Annotated in this window: 17 protein-coding genes; 9 read left to right on the forward strand and 8 right to left on the reverse strand. The window is 59.2% G+C overall.

The features are described 5' to 3' along the window. The first annotated feature begins 245 nt into the window (after nucleotides 1-245). From FJ527_RS21240 to FJ527_RS21270, 5 genes are all read left to right on the forward strand, one after another. Nucleotides 246-506 (forward strand): hypothetical protein, encoded by a 261-nt coding sequence (locus FJ527_RS21240; RefSeq protein ID WP_140661332.1) that lies wholly within the window; start codon nucleotides 246-248, stop codon nucleotides 504-506. 1376 nt (nucleotides 507-1882) lie between these two features. Further along, the gene (locus FJ527_RS21250) at nucleotides 1883-2089 is read left to right on the forward strand and encodes a hypothetical protein (RefSeq protein ID WP_140619116.1); all 207 of its coding nucleotides are present in this window, start codon (nucleotides 1883-1885) and stop codon (nucleotides 2087-2089) included. Between the two features lie 107 nt (nucleotides 2090-2196). After that, the gene (locus FJ527_RS21255) at nucleotides 2197-2379 is read left to right on the forward strand and encodes a hypothetical protein (protein ID WP_140619118.1); all 183 of its coding nucleotides are present in this window, start codon (nucleotides 2197-2199) and stop codon (nucleotides 2377-2379) included. 644 nt (nucleotides 2380-3023) lie between these two features. Next, a complete protein-coding gene (locus FJ527_RS21265) occupies nucleotides 3024-3335 on the forward strand; it encodes a hypothetical protein (RefSeq protein WP_140619120.1) in 312 nt (103 codons plus the stop codon). Between the two features lie 314 nt (nucleotides 3336-3649). After that, nucleotides 3650-4012, forward strand: coding sequence for an ion channel (locus FJ527_RS21270; protein ID WP_181166427.1), 363 nt, complete (start codon nucleotides 3650-3652; stop codon nucleotides 4010-4012). A gap of 132 nt (nucleotides 4013-4144) precedes the next feature. Here the strand turns inward: FJ527_RS21270 and FJ527_RS21275 are convergent, their stop codons facing one another. From FJ527_RS21275 to FJ527_RS29495, 5 genes are all read right to left on the reverse strand, one after another. Further along, on the reverse strand, nucleotides 4145-4552 hold the full coding sequence (locus tag FJ527_RS21275) for a low affinity iron permease family protein (RefSeq protein WP_140619124.1): 408 nt from the start codon (nucleotides 4550-4552) through the stop codon (nucleotides 4145-4147). A 52-nt stretch (nucleotides 4553-4604) separates the two neighbouring features. Continuing rightward, complete coding sequence (locus FJ527_RS21280; RefSeq protein ID WP_210241256.1) at nucleotides 4605-4844, reverse strand: hypothetical protein; 240 nt, start codon at nucleotides 4842-4844, stop codon at nucleotides 4605-4607. A 561-nt stretch (nucleotides 4845-5405) separates the two neighbouring features. After that, nucleotides 5406-5702: a hypothetical protein gene (locus FJ527_RS21285; protein WP_140619126.1), complete on the reverse strand. Its 297-nt coding sequence runs from the start codon at nucleotides 5700-5702 to the stop codon at nucleotides 5406-5408. Nucleotides 5703-6532: 830 nt separating this feature from the next. Beyond that, nucleotides 6533-7630 carry an ABC transporter substrate-binding protein gene (locus FJ527_RS21295; RefSeq protein WP_140619129.1) on the reverse strand — a complete coding sequence of 366 codons (1098 nt, stop codon included), beginning with the start codon at nucleotides 7628-7630 and terminating at the stop codon, nucleotides 6533-6535. A gap of 182 nt (nucleotides 7631-7812) precedes the next feature. Next, nucleotides 7813-8454 carry a CGNR zinc finger domain-containing protein gene (locus tag FJ527_RS29495; protein WP_210242367.1) on the reverse strand — a complete coding sequence of 214 codons (642 nt, stop codon included), beginning with the start codon at nucleotides 8452-8454 and terminating at the stop codon, nucleotides 7813-7815. A 51-nt stretch (nucleotides 8455-8505) separates the two neighbouring features. On the opposite strand from FJ527_RS29495, the gene FJ527_RS21305 reads away from it, so the two are divergent. Beyond that, nucleotides 8506-9300 (forward strand): DUF2066 domain-containing protein, encoded by a 795-nt coding sequence (locus FJ527_RS21305; protein WP_140619131.1) that lies wholly within the window; start codon nucleotides 8506-8508, stop codon nucleotides 9298-9300. A 123-nt stretch (nucleotides 9301-9423) separates the two neighbouring features. Here the strand turns inward: FJ527_RS21305 and FJ527_RS21310 are convergent, their stop codons facing one another. Beyond that, the gene (locus FJ527_RS21310; RefSeq protein ID WP_246677753.1) at nucleotides 9424-10491 is read right to left on the reverse strand and encodes a GlxA family transcriptional regulator; all 1068 of its coding nucleotides are present in this window, start codon (nucleotides 10489-10491) and stop codon (nucleotides 9424-9426) included. Here FJ527_RS21310 and FJ527_RS21315 point away from each other — a divergent pair. Both FJ527_RS21315 and FJ527_RS21320 read left to right on the forward strand, forming a co-directional pair. Then, entirely contained in the window at nucleotides 10490-10804 is a 315-nt protein-coding gene (locus FJ527_RS21315; RefSeq protein WP_140619134.1) for a DUF1272 domain-containing protein, read from the forward strand. The two genes, FJ527_RS21310 and FJ527_RS21315, sit on opposite strands and share 2 nt — an antisense overlap. 31 nt (nucleotides 10805-10835) lie before the next feature. Then, a complete protein-coding gene (locus tag FJ527_RS21320; RefSeq protein WP_140619136.1) occupies nucleotides 10836-11306 on the forward strand; it encodes an OsmC family protein in 471 nt (156 codons plus the stop codon). Nucleotides 11307-11438: 132 nt separating this feature from the next. Here the strand turns inward: FJ527_RS21320 and nadE are convergent, their stop codons facing one another. Both nadE and FJ527_RS21330 read right to left on the reverse strand, forming a co-directional pair. Beyond that, nucleotides 11439-12266, reverse strand: coding sequence for an ammonia-dependent NAD(+) synthetase (gene nadE / locus FJ527_RS21325; RefSeq protein WP_140619137.1), 828 nt, complete (start codon nucleotides 12264-12266; stop codon nucleotides 11439-11441). A gap of 219 nt (nucleotides 12267-12485) precedes the next feature. Next, a complete protein-coding gene (locus FJ527_RS21330) occupies nucleotides 12486-13022 on the reverse strand; it encodes a DUF892 family protein (protein ID WP_246677775.1) in 537 nt (178 codons plus the stop codon). 68 nt (nucleotides 13023-13090) lie between these two features. Here FJ527_RS21330 and FJ527_RS29665 point away from each other — a divergent pair, with 68 nt between their 5' ends. Next, on the forward strand, nucleotides 13091-13255 hold the full coding sequence (locus FJ527_RS29665; protein ID WP_246677754.1) for a hypothetical protein: 165 nt from the start codon (nucleotides 13091-13093) through the stop codon (nucleotides 13253-13255). Nucleotides 13256-14329 lie beyond the last annotated feature (1074 nt).

Raw genomic sequence — 14329 nt, forward strand, 5'->3', positions numbered from 1 at the left:
TCGCCGTCCATACCGGCTGAGTGGCCACAGGGTTTCGGACATTGTGTACCTGCCAACGTCCAGCCGCGCTGTGCGCGGTCTCTCGGCTGCGCGAATATCGCAGCGTGAGGTGCATGACCTACCGCCATCGGCGCCGAGTTCAGCCACGACCAAAAGCCGTCGGCGGGCGCCAATTCCTTGCAGAAAGCGATTCGAGGCCATCGGAACCAATGCCGACGCCAGAGATTTGCTTTGGAGTCATTACAATGCTTGGAGGAACCATCATGCGGATCGGAGACTTCGATACCGGACGGGTCAAACACAGCCCGTTGTACCGCGACGCCAAGCTCGCAATGCTCACCCACCAGGTCCTTTATCACATGCAGCTAACGGAAACGGCGGTGAGCGGAGTGGAGCACGCATTGGTGCAGTTCGCCCAAGCCACTAAACACCCTGCCCACGACGCTGCTCGTCGCTCGCTCGCAGCTTTCCTTCATCTGGAGCCCGATCAAACCTTGGGGATGTGAACAGTGCCGACATGTCGGCAAGTTGATTCGGCAGACTGCGAATTGGGTATTTGGGAGAGCTCGGCGATCCGCCGAACGACTAGCCCTAAGGGCCATCGTCGCTTACAACCTGCGACTTCACGGGCCATGAACACCAGCCGCAGGTGCGGACGGTGGCAAGCAAACCGACCGTCGCGGCCGCTGAAGGGAGTGCGCTCGACAGGACTGCATCACTGCTGCAGAAGCGATCAGTCGAAGTTCCCACTGCAGATAAATCTGCGCTCGCGGGCAGCCGTTCATCACACGGAACTAGTTCTTTCCGCGCTTTGTGCCATCCGGGGCGAATCATGGCAAATGGGTCGGTTCTGATCGTTTTGAAACGAGCCAATGATACTGCTCGACCTACAGGACGCTCTCGAAGAAGCTGGCTTCCAGGTTTTGTGAGTAGCGCTGCGAAGCCCTGTCGACCTTTGATGCGGACCCGGGTTCGTACAGCGCTCTGATCTCGTACATAAAGCTGGGTGATGGACGATCGGGTTGGGAAGTTGCCCGGCATGTGCGGCAATCCAATGCGACGATGGTATATCTAAGCGGGGACAGTGCCTCGCACTGGGGCGCGGAGGGCGTCCCAGAAAGCATCATGCACGAAGCCGTTTGCTTTGCCTCAGGTCATCACAGCCCTTTCCACGCTGCTCAACCAGCAACATCCGCAACCATCAAACGAACCAAGGGCGTAACAGGTTTTTGCCCGCGTACAACCGATCTCTGGCAGCCAAACCGCTTGCGGCGGTGCCTCTCTCCTAATCCGGGTCGATACTTTGTCCGTTTTAGAGGGAGTAGCCCGGTGGCTCACCGACCAATACTGCCGACAGCCCACCCGAGCGAGATGGCCACGACGAACCCCAGCAGTATGGCCGTAAAGAACCACATGAGGCGTCCCTTCGCTCGTTGTGCGAGCATCAACGCGGCAAGCGATTTATAGTTGCAAATCCGCAGGAGCAGCGATCCGCTCGGGCGATCGCCGACGCCGGGGACCCTCATATCCGGTCGTCGGTGTAGGAGTGGGTCTTGTTGGACTTAGTTTCCACCCGTGGCTGGACCGGTTCAGGTCGGATATGGATTGAGCGGTAATAGGCGCTGCCCACGAAAGCGAGGCATGGCTGGCCGAGAAGGAGATCAGCAAGGCGAAGGCGGTCACGAGCAAGAGATGGTCCCCTGTTGAGCCAGGCATAACCACCGCCGATCCTGTCCGTTCATTCACGGTCTGCTTGCTCCCGTGTTATCGTTACCGCGACGTTAAGAACGGCCGCGCACCTTGACAGGTTAGGCAGCCTACGGCTGGGCCAAACTCCTCTGCCGGCGGTTGGAACCTTTTCCAGCCGCGCGGATTGCTGTGCATGACAAAAACCCCTGAAGTTGCTCCACCCATTCTTCCCGAGACCAGCCCGGACCGACCTGTCAATTGCGAGGTCGCTCTGGAAACCGCATTCGCCGCCCTTGTCGCCACCTCCATCGCCCAAGGATGGACCCAGGAAGAGACGGCCGAAACGCTGCACAAGCTGGCCATGGAGCATCTCGAACAGCTCAAGATCATAACAGCCTAATCGGTCCGGCGCGGCTCCGGAATTTCGACACGTCACATGTCGGATTATTTGCATTCAAATGAATTTCACGACGCTATAGATGCTGCCTCAACGTCTGGGAGGAGAGCATGGCTCCGCATGAGCAGCATGCCGTTGAAATCATCCGCGAGAAGAAATGGACCGTGCGTGTGACCGCCTATGGGAGCGTCATCACGTTTACTTTCGAATCTGAAGAGTACGCGCCCTCATACGCGGACGGGCAGGCGTTCCGCCTCGGCGTCGAGGTTGTCGGATTAAAGAAATGCGCCTAGCTACAAATCAGCGAACTTTTTCCCGCACTTCTTTTGGAAGGGGGATTTCAGAGGCAACGGCTTCACCGGGTCGCCAGACTGCTGCGTCCTAGCCTGCGCATGCAATCGGCCGGCGCAGGATGCGGCATGCGGTCGTAATGGTCGCCAGCTGTCGTTGGGCTGACAGGTCGCGATCGCCAGCGTGGGCACGATTTGCCGTGCGTTATCGGAATACTTCCTCTCAAATTAGGCTACGGGGACTTCATGGCCCTGGGGAGGGCTGTTTCCTTTTTACCGGCTCACCAATATTCTGCCGTTCGAAGTCGCCGTCGACGCCACCGACAAGGACGGCTAGTAGGCCAGCCCCCTCAGCATCTCAGCCCCGCGCCGGACTCGCCCCGCCGAGACGAAGCGGCCAGCCTGTGCAACAAAGCCAGGCGAACCACGTTGCCCCTCAGGAGTGGAGGAACGAAGATGGCAGACGACAAGCGAAAGAGAGACTCTCGGGATCGGAACCGCGTCTCGGTCGAAGAAGACTACGAGGTGCGATATCTTGAAGTCCGGGGATTACGGCCCAGCAAGTCCGCGACCTGATTGAGCAACACGGTAATAACGCCGAAAAGCTGGAACGCGAAGCGAAGAACTAAAGGCTCGCTGAGGCCAAGATGGCAAAGTACCAGGTGGAAGAGATCTACGGTGACACCGTCGTGTCGTCTCGCGTCGTCGTGGAGGACGATCCGATGAAAGCAGCCGAACAGGCTGCCGGGCAAAGAGTGTCCCCAAGGGCACTGCAGGAACATTGGTTCCGTGTGGTTGATGAAGAGCAAGCCGCCGTCTATGAATACAGCTTGGCCGCACGTGACGAGCATCCAGTTCGGTTGGAAGGCAAGGGCCGCTCCGGCCTTGGTCGGCCGATCCCCGGCAAGATTCGCGGGTCTGAACTCGAGGACGAGCACCAACCATTTCCAGATCAGTAGGGCCTGCGTCAAGCCTTCTGGGATGAGGTGCCTGGGCATGACCTGTTGGAGAAAGAGCCCGCACAGATCCTCAAGTTACCACCCCGAATCCAGTAAACCCACCGACCGGGCGTCGATGAAGTTTCTTCGCGACTTGGACGAGCCGGACGCAATAATTCTATATCGCAGAAAATCAGACCGTGACACAGGCACTCAATCGCGCGATCAACACGAAGCCTCCTTGAATGGTGCATGGTCATGAACGTCTCGCAGTGAGTCTCGTATCGCTCGTTCTGGCGATAGCGTGTGTTCTGGTCCACTACGAGGCGTTCAAAATGGTCGCGAGCTCTGCCCGTTCAGCCGAGGTCGGCGGGTTCCCCAGCCGAGGACGACTGCTGATCGTAATCTTCGGAGCGCTTGCAGCACATGCCGTCGAGATTACGTTCTACGGGTTCGTCTTCTGGGGCCTCCATAGCTATCGGGTGTTCGGCGAAATCGTCGGAGAAATCTCCAATGGATGGGTCGACTTCCTGTATTTCTCCGTCACCAATTACACGACGCTGGGAGTTGGCGATATCAGGGCCGAGGGTCCGATCCGACTGATTGCCTCATCGGAGGCGCTCACTGGCCTGGTGCTGTTGAGCTGGACGGCCTCGTTCACCTACCTCTCCATGGAGAATTTTTGGAAGAGGAGGTAGCGCCGCGAGATCCCAGGCCCGTCTCGATATGAGGTCTACTGAAATGACTAAGGAAGCTACGGCAGCGATCGCGGGCATGTTGCTTCGTGCCATTGGCGAGGAGCGGTTTAATGCCGTTTCTCATACTTACGGTCAGCGATGTTCTTTCCTTGCGCCTTCGCCGCCTTTGCGTGTCTGCCCGGTTGAGCGGGCGCGGGCCACTGCGGCCTCACAGGTCGACCTGATCTCTTCAACCTCGGTCGCGGTTAGAAGATCTATCCCGATGAAGCTGTTCTTGCCTGTACTCACCCGCACCAGCTCGTCAAGCTTAGCCTGTACCGCCGCCCCATCTCGGTTCTGCGTATTCTGGATGAGGAAAACCATCAGGAAGGTAATGATCGTCGTAGAGGTGTTGATGATTAGCTGCCAGGTTTCTGAAAAGGCGAGCACAGGTCCGTAGAAACCCCAGACCGCTATCAACGCAATGCAAAGGATGAATGTGATAGGCCGACCCACTCCTCGAGCAACGGCGTTGGCAATATTTCCGAACGACCTTTCCATTCAGCGTCACGGCCGAATCACAATGAAAGCCGCCGAGGCGGAAGACTTTGCGTCATTGCGCAGTCGCTTTTTTACTCGCCGCCGATTTGGGCTGACCAGATTGGCTTTTTGAAGCGGAATTCTTTGAGTGGGCTGCCATTGCGGGGGCGGCTCCGGTCTTCTTGACCGCGCTCGCCTTCGCACTTGATCGCTTCTTTGCAGTTGCGTTCTTAGGGTCGGCCTTCTTAGCAGGAGCCTTCTTAGCTGCCTCGCTGGAGGAGAAAATGCCGGTGATGCTGTCGATGATGGACACTGCGCTACCCTCCGTTTAACTTGACCATCAATGCGCAGCGGCAGGAAACGGTTCCATTCAGGGACCCAGGAATCGCTAATCGGACGAGGCCGGCGGTGAGCGTGAAATCCGCTCGCCCGCGCGACGTTATACCGAGTTTCCCTCAAGATCGACCAGCGGCGGCGGATGCGTTTGAAAGTTGTTCGAACAGCTCTCCGGCACAAAAAAAGCCCGACACCTTCGGCGGCGGGCGAGGTCTGCCAGTACGCTCGACCTTAACCACATCGGGCCAGGGATGTGCCGCCGCCGAGTACCTTGCTCGGTCGTGTACTAAGTACACTCGTCTGGCAGGCATTGGCTATGCGATAGGCATCTCTAATCGACCATTCGGCTCTGTTGGGGTCGCAACGCGCTGCTTGGTCGGGCACGCTTGCTCGATCAGCGGACAAGAGGTCCTCAAGGACCTCTTCCCAGATGCTCTTCGACAAGCGATGACACGCCTGCTGAAGGGCACGCGCATCTCATTTCTAGGTGGTCAATCCGGTTCCCGTGTTGGACGGATGGAGCCGGACCGGAGAGCGATCAGTCGTCCTGCTGGATAACGACCGGCCGATTGTGGTGGTGACGGTGCACCGAGCGGGTGATGACGACGGTGTCACGGCGATGATGCCGATGGCGCCACGAGCGATGGCCGTTGTCATAGAACGCGTCCTGGCCGCGATGCCGGTGGTGAAGACGGTCACCTTCGTCGTTGTATATGATGGTTGTGCCATGGTGATGCCGGTGATGTGTTGAAACCACCACGTCAGCCTCGGCAGCAGAAGCGACCACCGGAGCCGCAAGCGAAAGAGCCAAAGCGCTTAAGATCAAAACCTTCATTTTGCTATTCCTGTATGCCTGAAATCCCTTCACGAAGGCAACGAGGCAGAGGTGTCTTTGTTCCTGCCTGACGCCCGGGTGCCGCATTGTTCCAATATTGGTGAGGGCCATTCCTCCGTAGCTGACAGGCGTTCATTCATACGCACCGTTTGGTCGGTTAGGTCACCCGCGCTGAGGCGCGAGAAAGATCACGCCACCGAAGCGGATGCTGGGACTGGAAGAGGTATGGAGGTAATCGCGGTTTGCAGCTTCAGCTTGCCGGGTCTGGCGGCGAGACGAGCGCTTCTTATCAGCCTGCGGCAGGCGAAGTGGGCGCGGGTGCGTTGCCGCCTTGGTTTTGCTCGGGGGCAACCTTAAGGGGTGTCGCTTGCCGCGAAGCGTTTGACAAGGGCGCAAATATAAAAAAGGCGAGAAGGCCTAGAAAAACGAGGGCGATCACGAAGACCGCCCAGCTCACGATCCGAGCTGTACCTCGCCGTTCCTGATTGCGTGAGAGATCGTTGGTCATTGGATATCCTTCCAGGATCCAATAGTCGGATCCGAATCGGCTCCCGAACTTCAATTAGGCGCTGATGTTCCTTTCGTTTGGGAACACCAAAACTATTTTCAGGGCTGATGCCAAAGCATCACTTGCCAAGGGAGAGAGCAGCGCGCCGCGCCGGCACGAGGTCGACGCGGGCTCCCTGCGGCAGCGGCTGCATGGAACAATTCATCAGGTTCAGATTTCTCGGAGCCCGTTGGCCATAGCCTGGAGAATGCTCCAAGGCGCATTGGATGGCCAATGGTGACAGCGCTGCTGCCGCCGCGAGCCTCCGCCAGCCAACTCCGCCTCACCTTGGATCGTCAACACGCCTGAATTGCGCCAGGTTGCCCGGTGTTCTTTCGGCGATTTGGATCGGCGCGCCAGTCCACTGCCAAACGGTCGTAGCTGGTGTGCGAAAGAACTGGATGTGGCCACGGGTGCCCGCAACCTCTATGTGCGGCCATGACTCTGCGATGCTGTTCCGGTCAGTGCCGCAGGTCCGTATTGCCTGAGCAAGGACGAGGATCGTGTCATACCCTTCCAGAGCAACGAAGGAGGGCGCCTCGCCCAACGTCTCCCGCAGCTCCCTTTCGACGCGTGATCCTAGCGGGTTGAGGTGTCCGGGTCGGTAGCGCAGGAAGGGGATCGCAGCGCTATCTTCACCTAGCAATGTGGCCCATTCAGCGAATTCCGGTTGCCCAGCTGGAGCGCCGATCTTGATCGTGGACAGGCGGCCGTCATTGCGAACTGACTTCACGATTGAGATAGCTGGATCTGGCTGGCCTACCAGAAGAAGAAGGACTGTTGCGCCATGATCCATAAGTTGGTCGCACAACATTGAGGGGTCCAGCGAGCTCATACTGATGTCCGATAAGGTCGCGCCATTTGCTTGCAGGCGATCACGAAGAATGTGAACGCCAGATGCCCAATAGACACTCTGCTGCGATGCAACTGAGATCCGATCGTGGCCGGCGCGCGAGAGAAAGTCGGCATATATTTGCCAGCCGCGGGACTGCGGCGGGGCAAGACGTGCGACCCATTTCGTTGGTTTTTCCGTTAGCCTGTCGAGTACCGCCGACGAGCAGAGAAAGGGTAGGCCGAGCTCGTCGGCCCTGATAGCCGCCGCGCGAGCAACGACACTGTGATACTCTCCCGCTATCGCCACCACTCCCAAACGAGCCAGTTCATCCACTGCCGCGAAGGCCTTCTGTGGGTCGGCTGCGGTGTCTCGGACGAGCAGCTCAAGCGCCTTGCCGCCGACGCCACCAGCGCCATTGATTTCGCTAACAGCAAGCTGAAGGCCCGCAAGCAAATGTCTGCCTGCCTCAACCCAGCCGGGGCGAGTCAAAGGGACGAGTGCCCCGATTGTGGTCGTTTCTTCGCAGCCCGGACCAGTCGATCCCATTCAAAATCTCCTGGTTCCGCCGCTCGCCGGGTACCCAGCTACAGCGGATATGCGTCGACCGATAGAGACAGTCGGACCTACCTCCAACAATCTGTACCATCGCGACCACCGAGACAGTCCCCCTCGACCTCCGATGCGGCAGGTCTTGAGCGGACCGGCTGCCGGGCCGGCCTTCCCATGCGCTACTTCCGATGTGCCAGGCGGTAGCGGGCCGCCTTCGCGCGGTTACCGCAACTGTCCATCGAGCACCAGCGCCTCGGTTTGGAGCGGCTGTCGTCGATGAAAAACCCGCCGCAATTGTCAGCCTCACATCGCCGGATGTCCTTTCCTGCGGGGAACAGCACCAGCATAGCAGCGGCCGCTGCTGAGCGGCGCAGCGGCAGGTATAGCCTTTCGTTTGCCGACGAGGATTGGAGGTTCAAGATGCCGCCAAGGCCAGCCGAGCCGCCCGCTTGCGCTATCGCTTTATGAAAGCTGCGCAGGGCAACGCGTTTTGAGGCGGCGTCATGGCCGAGGTTTTTCGCACAGACATTGAGCCACGATTTGAGGGCGGCGCGTAGCGTTAGCACCTCGAGATGCACATCGCGGGCGACGCGTGGGTAAGTCACGGCACGACGCTCGAGGACCCGCCCTTCATTTTCCGACAACAACAGGGCCGGAATGCAAAAGACCAACAGATCCTGATAGCTCGGTATGCAGTCGATCTCTGCTCCGTCGCGCCAGTGCAATGTGTTGGCAAGGTCAAGGGCGGGCGCACCACCCAACATTCGCATAGGGCCGCGCGGCGAGAGGTAGGTCCGGACAAATTCTGTTGATTCCATCATCGTCAATATGTAACCTGATAAGCAGTTACTCAAGAGGGCAGGGCGGGTCAAATGAAGAAGCCACTGTTGACGTTCTTGTCCTGGTTTGCGTTTGCAGTCACTGCCCACGCAAATGACGATGTCCTTTATCGCTCAAGCGTGATCGTCACCGGAGATCGCGAGGAAACGCGCGTCCCTGCCATCCCTGAGGGTTTCGCACTGGCAGCGCAAAAGCTGACCGGAAATCCCGACATCGTGCACAATCCGGCCTTCGCTTCGCTGGCGACCGGGGCGCCTGCCATGGTTTGGTCCTACACCTATCATGACCGCATGTTCGGCAGGCCAATTCACGACGAGCAGGGCACACGCGATCGGCCTTTCGATCTCACGTTCCAGTTCGACCGCAAGCGAATGGACCATGCGATGGCGCTGCTGGGTGAGAGACCATGGTTGGGGCCGCGCCCAAAGCTGGCGCTCGTCATCGAGGTTACCGATATGGCGCGTAGCTATGTACTCGCCGCCGATGGCGTCCACGGGTCGGACCTGCGCGAAAGCTTTGAAGATGCTTCGGTGCGATTCGCGATACCGATCATATTTCCGAAGGAGGCCGATCTATCGGCGCTCGCGCTGGATAACGTCGATGCAATACCTGATGGGAGCCTGGCCAGACTGAAATCCAGATTGGGAACTGACGCGATCTTGGTCGGGCACCTCGATTGGGAAACCAACGAGCCGGGCTGGCATGCGGTTTGGCGCCTCCCACTCGTTACAGAGGGTAAAAAGTGGGAGGTTTCCGGCGTAAATTTCGATGCTGCCTTCCGCAACGCAATCGGAGGTGCCGCCAAGCGCATGCGACCGCCCAATTAGGGCGGGGTGCCATGACATTGCGGGAGGTCGCATGGCCCAGTCGCCCAACTCGCACCGCCAGCTGCTGCTGTGAAGCATCCTCGCCTGCGAATCCCGGCTGAGTGGCTATGCCATTTGTCAGGTTCACTCCCAATCCGGAGGAGCTTGCGCAAAGCGGCTCCTGTAGTCGCTTGGGGCAACCCCGAGCGATCTCATGAAAGCCCGCCGCAAAGTCTCAGGATCGCCGAATCCAACCTCATGTGCGATCTGCTGGACAGATTGGCGGCTGGTCTCCAGAAGGTCTCGTGCGGCCTCAACGCGTAGAGCCTCGACGGCTCGTCCTGGGGGCTGTCCATTTTCCTTAGAGTAGACGCGGGCAAAGTTCCGCGGGCTCATGGCCATGAAGGATGACAGTGCCGGGACGGACAGATCGGCGCCAGGATTTTGCCTGATCCAAGCATGCAGACGGTCGAAGCGGCCGACGCGGTCTCTGATTTGTTGACGAAGCGCAGTGCTGAATTGCGATTGTCCGCCGGGCCGTTTGAGGTACAGGACCAACTCCCGTGCGATTGCCAAGGCTGTCGTGTGGCCGAGATCTTCCTCAACCATCGCCAGCGCCATGTCGATGCCGGCGCTTACTCCTGCCGATGTCCAGACGGCCCCGCATCGTACGAAAATTGGATCTGGCCTGACGTCGATCGCGGGAAATCGCTCTGCAAGTTCGGCGCAACGCTCCCAATGGGTCGTGGCGCGTCGGCCATCCAACAGGCCGCACTCGGCCAGAATGAACGCTCCCAGACAAATGGAGCCAAGCCGACGCACGTCTTTTGCTTGTCTGATCAACCAACCCCGAAGAGGACGGGATTTTGCGGCTTCTAAGGCCGTCGCCCCACCTGAAATCAGGAGTGTGTCGATCGAGAGCTCACGGCAGTGATCGAAACTGACGGTGTGGAGAGCAACGCCCGCATCCGTCTCGATCGGCCCGCCTCGTTGCGAAACAAGGATGGTACGAAACGCGGGTTCTCCGCTTGCTCGCTTGGCGTCATTGAAAACTTGCAGCGGGCCGGTGACATCGAGAAGCTTCGTGCGATCGAATACCAGAAAGGCGATCAGTCGTTCGCGGTGCGCGTTGGCAGAATGCGAGGTCATAATGGCATTTATGCCACGAGAACCTTGTGCGATCCAGACGGCGAGGAAAGAGATATGGTCCATGCTCGAGATCAGGCCCAATTGCGAATGGTGCGACCGCGATCTGCCCCCGGGCAGTTCGGAGGCTCGAATCTGCAGCTACGAGTGCACCTATTGTGCAGAGTGCGTTTCAACGGTCCTGCACGACGTTTGCCCGACTTGCGGCGGAAATTTTTCAGCAAGGCCGATCCGGCCCAGGCGTGAATGGCGCGCGGGCTCTTGTCTCGGGCTTGAGCACGATCCAGCGAGCAGCCGACGAACACACTCGAAGTGGACAGCAGAGCAGGTTGCAGATCTCGCGAGGCGCCTGCACGACGTGGCGCCGGAGGGCCGATAAGAGAAAATCCAAACACAGAAGAGATATAGCAATGGCTAAATTCCACGACTACACCTGCCGCATAGGATGGACCGGCAATCGCGGCGCCGGCACCAGAACGTATCGGGGCTACGACCGGACATGGGATATAACCACGATCGGAAAGCCTGTGATAAAGTGCTCCAATGACCCGCTGCTTGGGGGCAATCCGGCGCTACCCAATCCCGAAGATCTCCTTCTCGCATCCGTTTCGGCCTGCCACATGCTTTGGTACCTGCATCTGGCGAGTGACGCGGGAATTGTCGTCCACTCTTATACTGATCAACCCGTGGGCCATGGCGAGAGCGAGCCAAACGGAGCCGGGCGTTTCGTGGGCGCCACATTGCGGCCCAGGATCGAGGTCGAAAGCGGCATCGATCTCGACGAGGCTGCAGCCATCCATCATCGAATTCATGAGATTTGCTACATCGCGCGTTCCGTCAATTTCCCAATTCGTGTTGAGGCCGATTACCGAAAATTGTGAACGAGAGAACGGCACCCGCAGCGTGCGGTCTCATCCTCCGACTGCAAATGCATTGATGTTCAGGCGGCTCGGCCGCCCAACGCCGCCCAGCGCCATGGTGCCGGTCCGACGGGTGGCAAGGACCAAACGCCGCTAGCGAAGCGGGAGATCGGGTGCCACCGGAAGCGAACGCTTGTGAGTGGTGCTTAAATACGCATCAAGGATACGCTTCCGCGCCGCTTCGTCGATTTTCTTACCTTCGAGGAAATCGTCAATCTGATCATATGTTACTCCATACGCATCTTCGTCAGGACGAAGCGGCACGAGGTTCTCCAAATCTGCGGTCGGCACCTTGTTGACGAGTTGCGGCGGAGCGCCCAGATGCGCCGCCAGCGCGCGCACCCGGCGTTTGTTTAGCCCGGCAAGGGGAAGGATGTCGGCGGCGCCGTCGCCAAACTTGGTGAAGAAGCCCATCATTGCCTCGGCCGCATGATCGGTACCAATGACCAGCCCTCGTCTGGCAGCGGCGAGTGTGAATTGGGCGATCATGCGCTGACGGGCCTTTATGTTGCCCAGCAAGAAATCTTCCCGACGAGCATTGCCGAGCTCCACGCCAGCCGACCTGATCGAGTCGAGCATCGCGTCGGCCGCCGGTTTGATGTCGAGCCTGTGCGCTTCGTCAGCTCCGATGGTCTCGAGTGCTCGCTGAGCGTCCTTCTCATCGGCCTGCGTCCCATACGGCAGCCTAACAGCAAGGAATTTGGCGTCGTATCCTGCCCTCCGCAGTTCGCTTACGGCCTGTTGAGCCAGAAGTGCCGCCGCGAGCGAATCCACACCGCCGCTTATGCCTAGCACGTACGTGCAGAGGCCGGCTGCACGCAGGTACCCGCTTAGAAAGTCGATGCGTCGGCGTGCCTCCGCGGCGGCATCGAAACTCGCAGCGACGCGCAAGGCGCTGATGATCGCTTCTTGTTGTGTCATATCCCTTTCTGCTCCCGCTGTTCAAAGAATGAAACGTCGTTGGTGCCGATTCCGGCGACCCGGTCTGCGCCTGCGTGGGAAAACCGGAAAGCGTTTTGGCCATGCCGTCAGACCAGGGCGCGCTTGATCTTCCGAAGCGTTCCGCCGCGGATACCGACCCATATGGTGCGGTATCCGCGAGTCTCTCTCGGCGAATGACAGACACCGTAGTCGCAGTTCCTAAGCTGCCTCGGCAGCGACGTTCACGGCTGACTCGGCGAGCTGCGTAAGGGCTTCGTCGGTGTCCTTTTCCTCGCCAAGGGTAAGCTCGAGAAGCTTAACCGCTTCGGCCATGCCGAGCTCGCTAGCCCAGGTCCGCAACGTACCATAGCGGGAGATTTCATAGTGCTCTACTGCCTGAGCCGCCGCAAGGAGACCAGCATCGAGAGCCTGAGAGCCCTTGTAGTCGTCCATGATTTCGGCGCCCTCCTCGGTGATGCCCATGATGGCGGCACAGGTCTTGCCCTGGGGCTTCTTGCCTAGGGCTTCGAATATTTTCTCCAGGCGCGCGACGTGCTCCTGGGTCTGGCCGCGGTGCCTTTCGAAAGCTGCCTTGAAGTCAGGGCTTTGCGCTGCCTTGGCCATCTGGGGAAGGGTTGCCAGGATCTTCTTCTCGGCGAAATAGATGTCCTTCAAAGTGTCGATGAAGAGTTCGTTCAGGCCAAGAACGCGCAGGCCGCGGCTGCGGCGGCCGCTGCCACGGCTGCCGCAGCCCAGGCTCAACTGGATACGCTGAATTCGCAGTTGAGCGCACTGACGTCGCTGTCTCAGGCGAAATCGACGGCATGACAGCCGAACAGCAGGCGGCCCTGCCCGGCCAGATATCGGCGCTGCAGGCTGACATCACTGCCCAGCAGGCGGTGGTCGACGCCGACAATACTGCGGCCGATGAGGCTGCGGCCGCGGCTGCGGCGGCGGCACCGATGATGCATCACTCGACGCAGCGCTGACCGACATGGCCAACAAGCCGGTCGACGCCGAGGTCACGGCCTGGGCCCAAGGTGTTCTTGCCGGCAAGATCGACCAGACGGCGGCCAAGCTTCAGGCTGGAACGACGCCGTAGCGGTTCGTCGCTGAAAAGGCCGTAGTCACCAGAGGAGATGCCGCTGGGCTTGGCCTGGCGGCATCCTCCTGGAGCCGTTCCCGTTCAACGACAACGCAGAACCGCTTCTCGCTTCGACCTGATTGTCGGCGAAAATCGCTAGACATTTTTCCTGGAATTCGTCGGCCGTCTCGGCCTTCAATAACGTTGACTGCAACAGGCCACCGAAACTCCGCGACTTCCGAGGTGATCTGTCGCTAGCTCACGAATGTTCGTCTATCATAGCCTAACAGCGAGATTAACCCCATCGTGCGCTGGTCGCTCGCCCCGTCTGGCAATCGAGTGCTTGAAAGAGCCCAACACGCTTTCGCCTACACGGACTGGAGAAGCGGCTGTGGACTCGCAGGACTACCTTTCCCCTAGGACATCGCCGTTTTGTGTCAAGCAATCGAAAGTTGCTGCGATGCGATCGGCATCGTCCGTGATGATCCTGAACGCGAAGCCGTAGCCCTCAGGGCGCTCAACCTCTTTAAGATGGGGGGGTGCGCCAGCGAGTTGGCGATCCGCCTCAGCGGTCGTTTCGTTAGGGCAGCGTAGCGCCGCTGCTTGGGTAAGGTCGGCGGCACATGCCAATTGTCCGCGCAAAGCCTGACAGCTATCACATGGTCAGGGCGTGCCGCGTGTCCGCCACTCGCGACCAGAATGACGGCACGGTCAGGCACAGACTAGTGGCTTGGCGTGTCGGGGTACGATCGCGACGGAAACGATCCTCGTTCATAAACAGCAAAGCCCATCAAGGGCAACATCAATTACAATACGGCGAGCGCATCTATCCCATGCCAAGCCACGATTTTATTGGCATACGCCTATCGATCCGAAGGAGAGCGAGCGCTGGTTTGCTCGCAATAAGCGCCTGGACAGCATTGCAGCCCAGGTCCTTATCGGATCGGGCTCGACCGGTGGGACGCGAGCTGCGCCGTGA

The organism is Mesorhizobium sp. B2-4-18 (assembly GCF_006441385.1).
GTDB classification, from domain to species: domain Bacteria; phylum Pseudomonadota; class Alphaproteobacteria; order Rhizobiales; family Rhizobiaceae; genus Mesorhizobium; species Mesorhizobium australicum.

Bases quoted from the DNA above. Each gene is read 5' to 3' on its own strand.
- FJ527_RS21255 (WP_140619118.1), top strand. From the start codon at position 2,197: ATGGCTCCGCATGAGCAGCATGCCGTTGAAATCATCCGCGAGAAGAAA.
- nadE (WP_140619137.1), bottom strand. From the start codon at position 12,266: ATGACACAACAAGAAGCGATCATCAGCGCCTTGCGCGTCGCTGCGAGT.
- FJ527_RS29665 (WP_246677754.1), top strand. From the start codon at position 13,091: ATGACAGCCGAACAGCAGGCGGCCCTGCCCGGCCAGATATCGGCGCTG.
- FJ527_RS21310 (WP_246677753.1), bottom strand. From the start codon at position 10,491: ATGGACCATATCTCTTTCCTCGCCGTCTGGATCGCACAAGGTTCTCGT.
- FJ527_RS21265 (WP_140619120.1), top strand. From the start codon at position 3,024: ATGGCAAAGTACCAGGTGGAAGAGATCTACGGTGACACCGTCGTGTCG.
- FJ527_RS21320 (WP_140619136.1), top strand. From the start codon at position 10,836: ATGGCTAAATTCCACGACTACACCTGCCGCATAGGATGGACCGGCAAT.
- FJ527_RS21315 (WP_140619134.1), top strand. From the start codon at position 10,490: ATGCTCGAGATCAGGCCCAATTGCGAATGGTGCGACCGCGATCTGCCC.
- FJ527_RS29495 (WP_210242367.1), bottom strand. From the start codon at position 8,454: ATGATGGAATCAACAGAATTTGTCCGGACCTACCTCTCGCCGCGCGGC.
- FJ527_RS21295 (WP_140619129.1), bottom strand. From the start codon at position 7,630: ATGGGATCGACTGGTCCGGGCTGCGAAGAAACGACCACAATCGGGGCA.
- FJ527_RS21285 (WP_140619126.1), bottom strand. From the start codon at position 5,702: ATGAAGGTTTTGATCTTAAGCGCTTTGGCTCTTTCGCTTGCGGCTCCG.
- FJ527_RS21305 (WP_140619131.1), top strand. From the start codon at position 8,506: ATGAAGAAGCCACTGTTGACGTTCTTGTCCTGGTTTGCGTTTGCAGTC.
- FJ527_RS21275 (WP_140619124.1), bottom strand. From the start codon at position 4,552: ATGGAAAGGTCGTTCGGAAATATTGCCAACGCCGTTGCTCGAGGAGTG.
- FJ527_RS21240 (WP_140661332.1), top strand. From the start codon at position 246: ATGCTTGGAGGAACCATCATGCGGATCGGAGACTTCGATACCGGACGG.
- FJ527_RS21250 (WP_140619116.1), top strand. From the start codon at position 1,883: ATGACAAAAACCCCTGAAGTTGCTCCACCCATTCTTCCCGAGACCAGC.
- FJ527_RS21270 (WP_181166427.1), top strand. From the start codon at position 3,650: ATGGTCGCGAGCTCTGCCCGTTCAGCCGAGGTCGGCGGGTTCCCCAGC.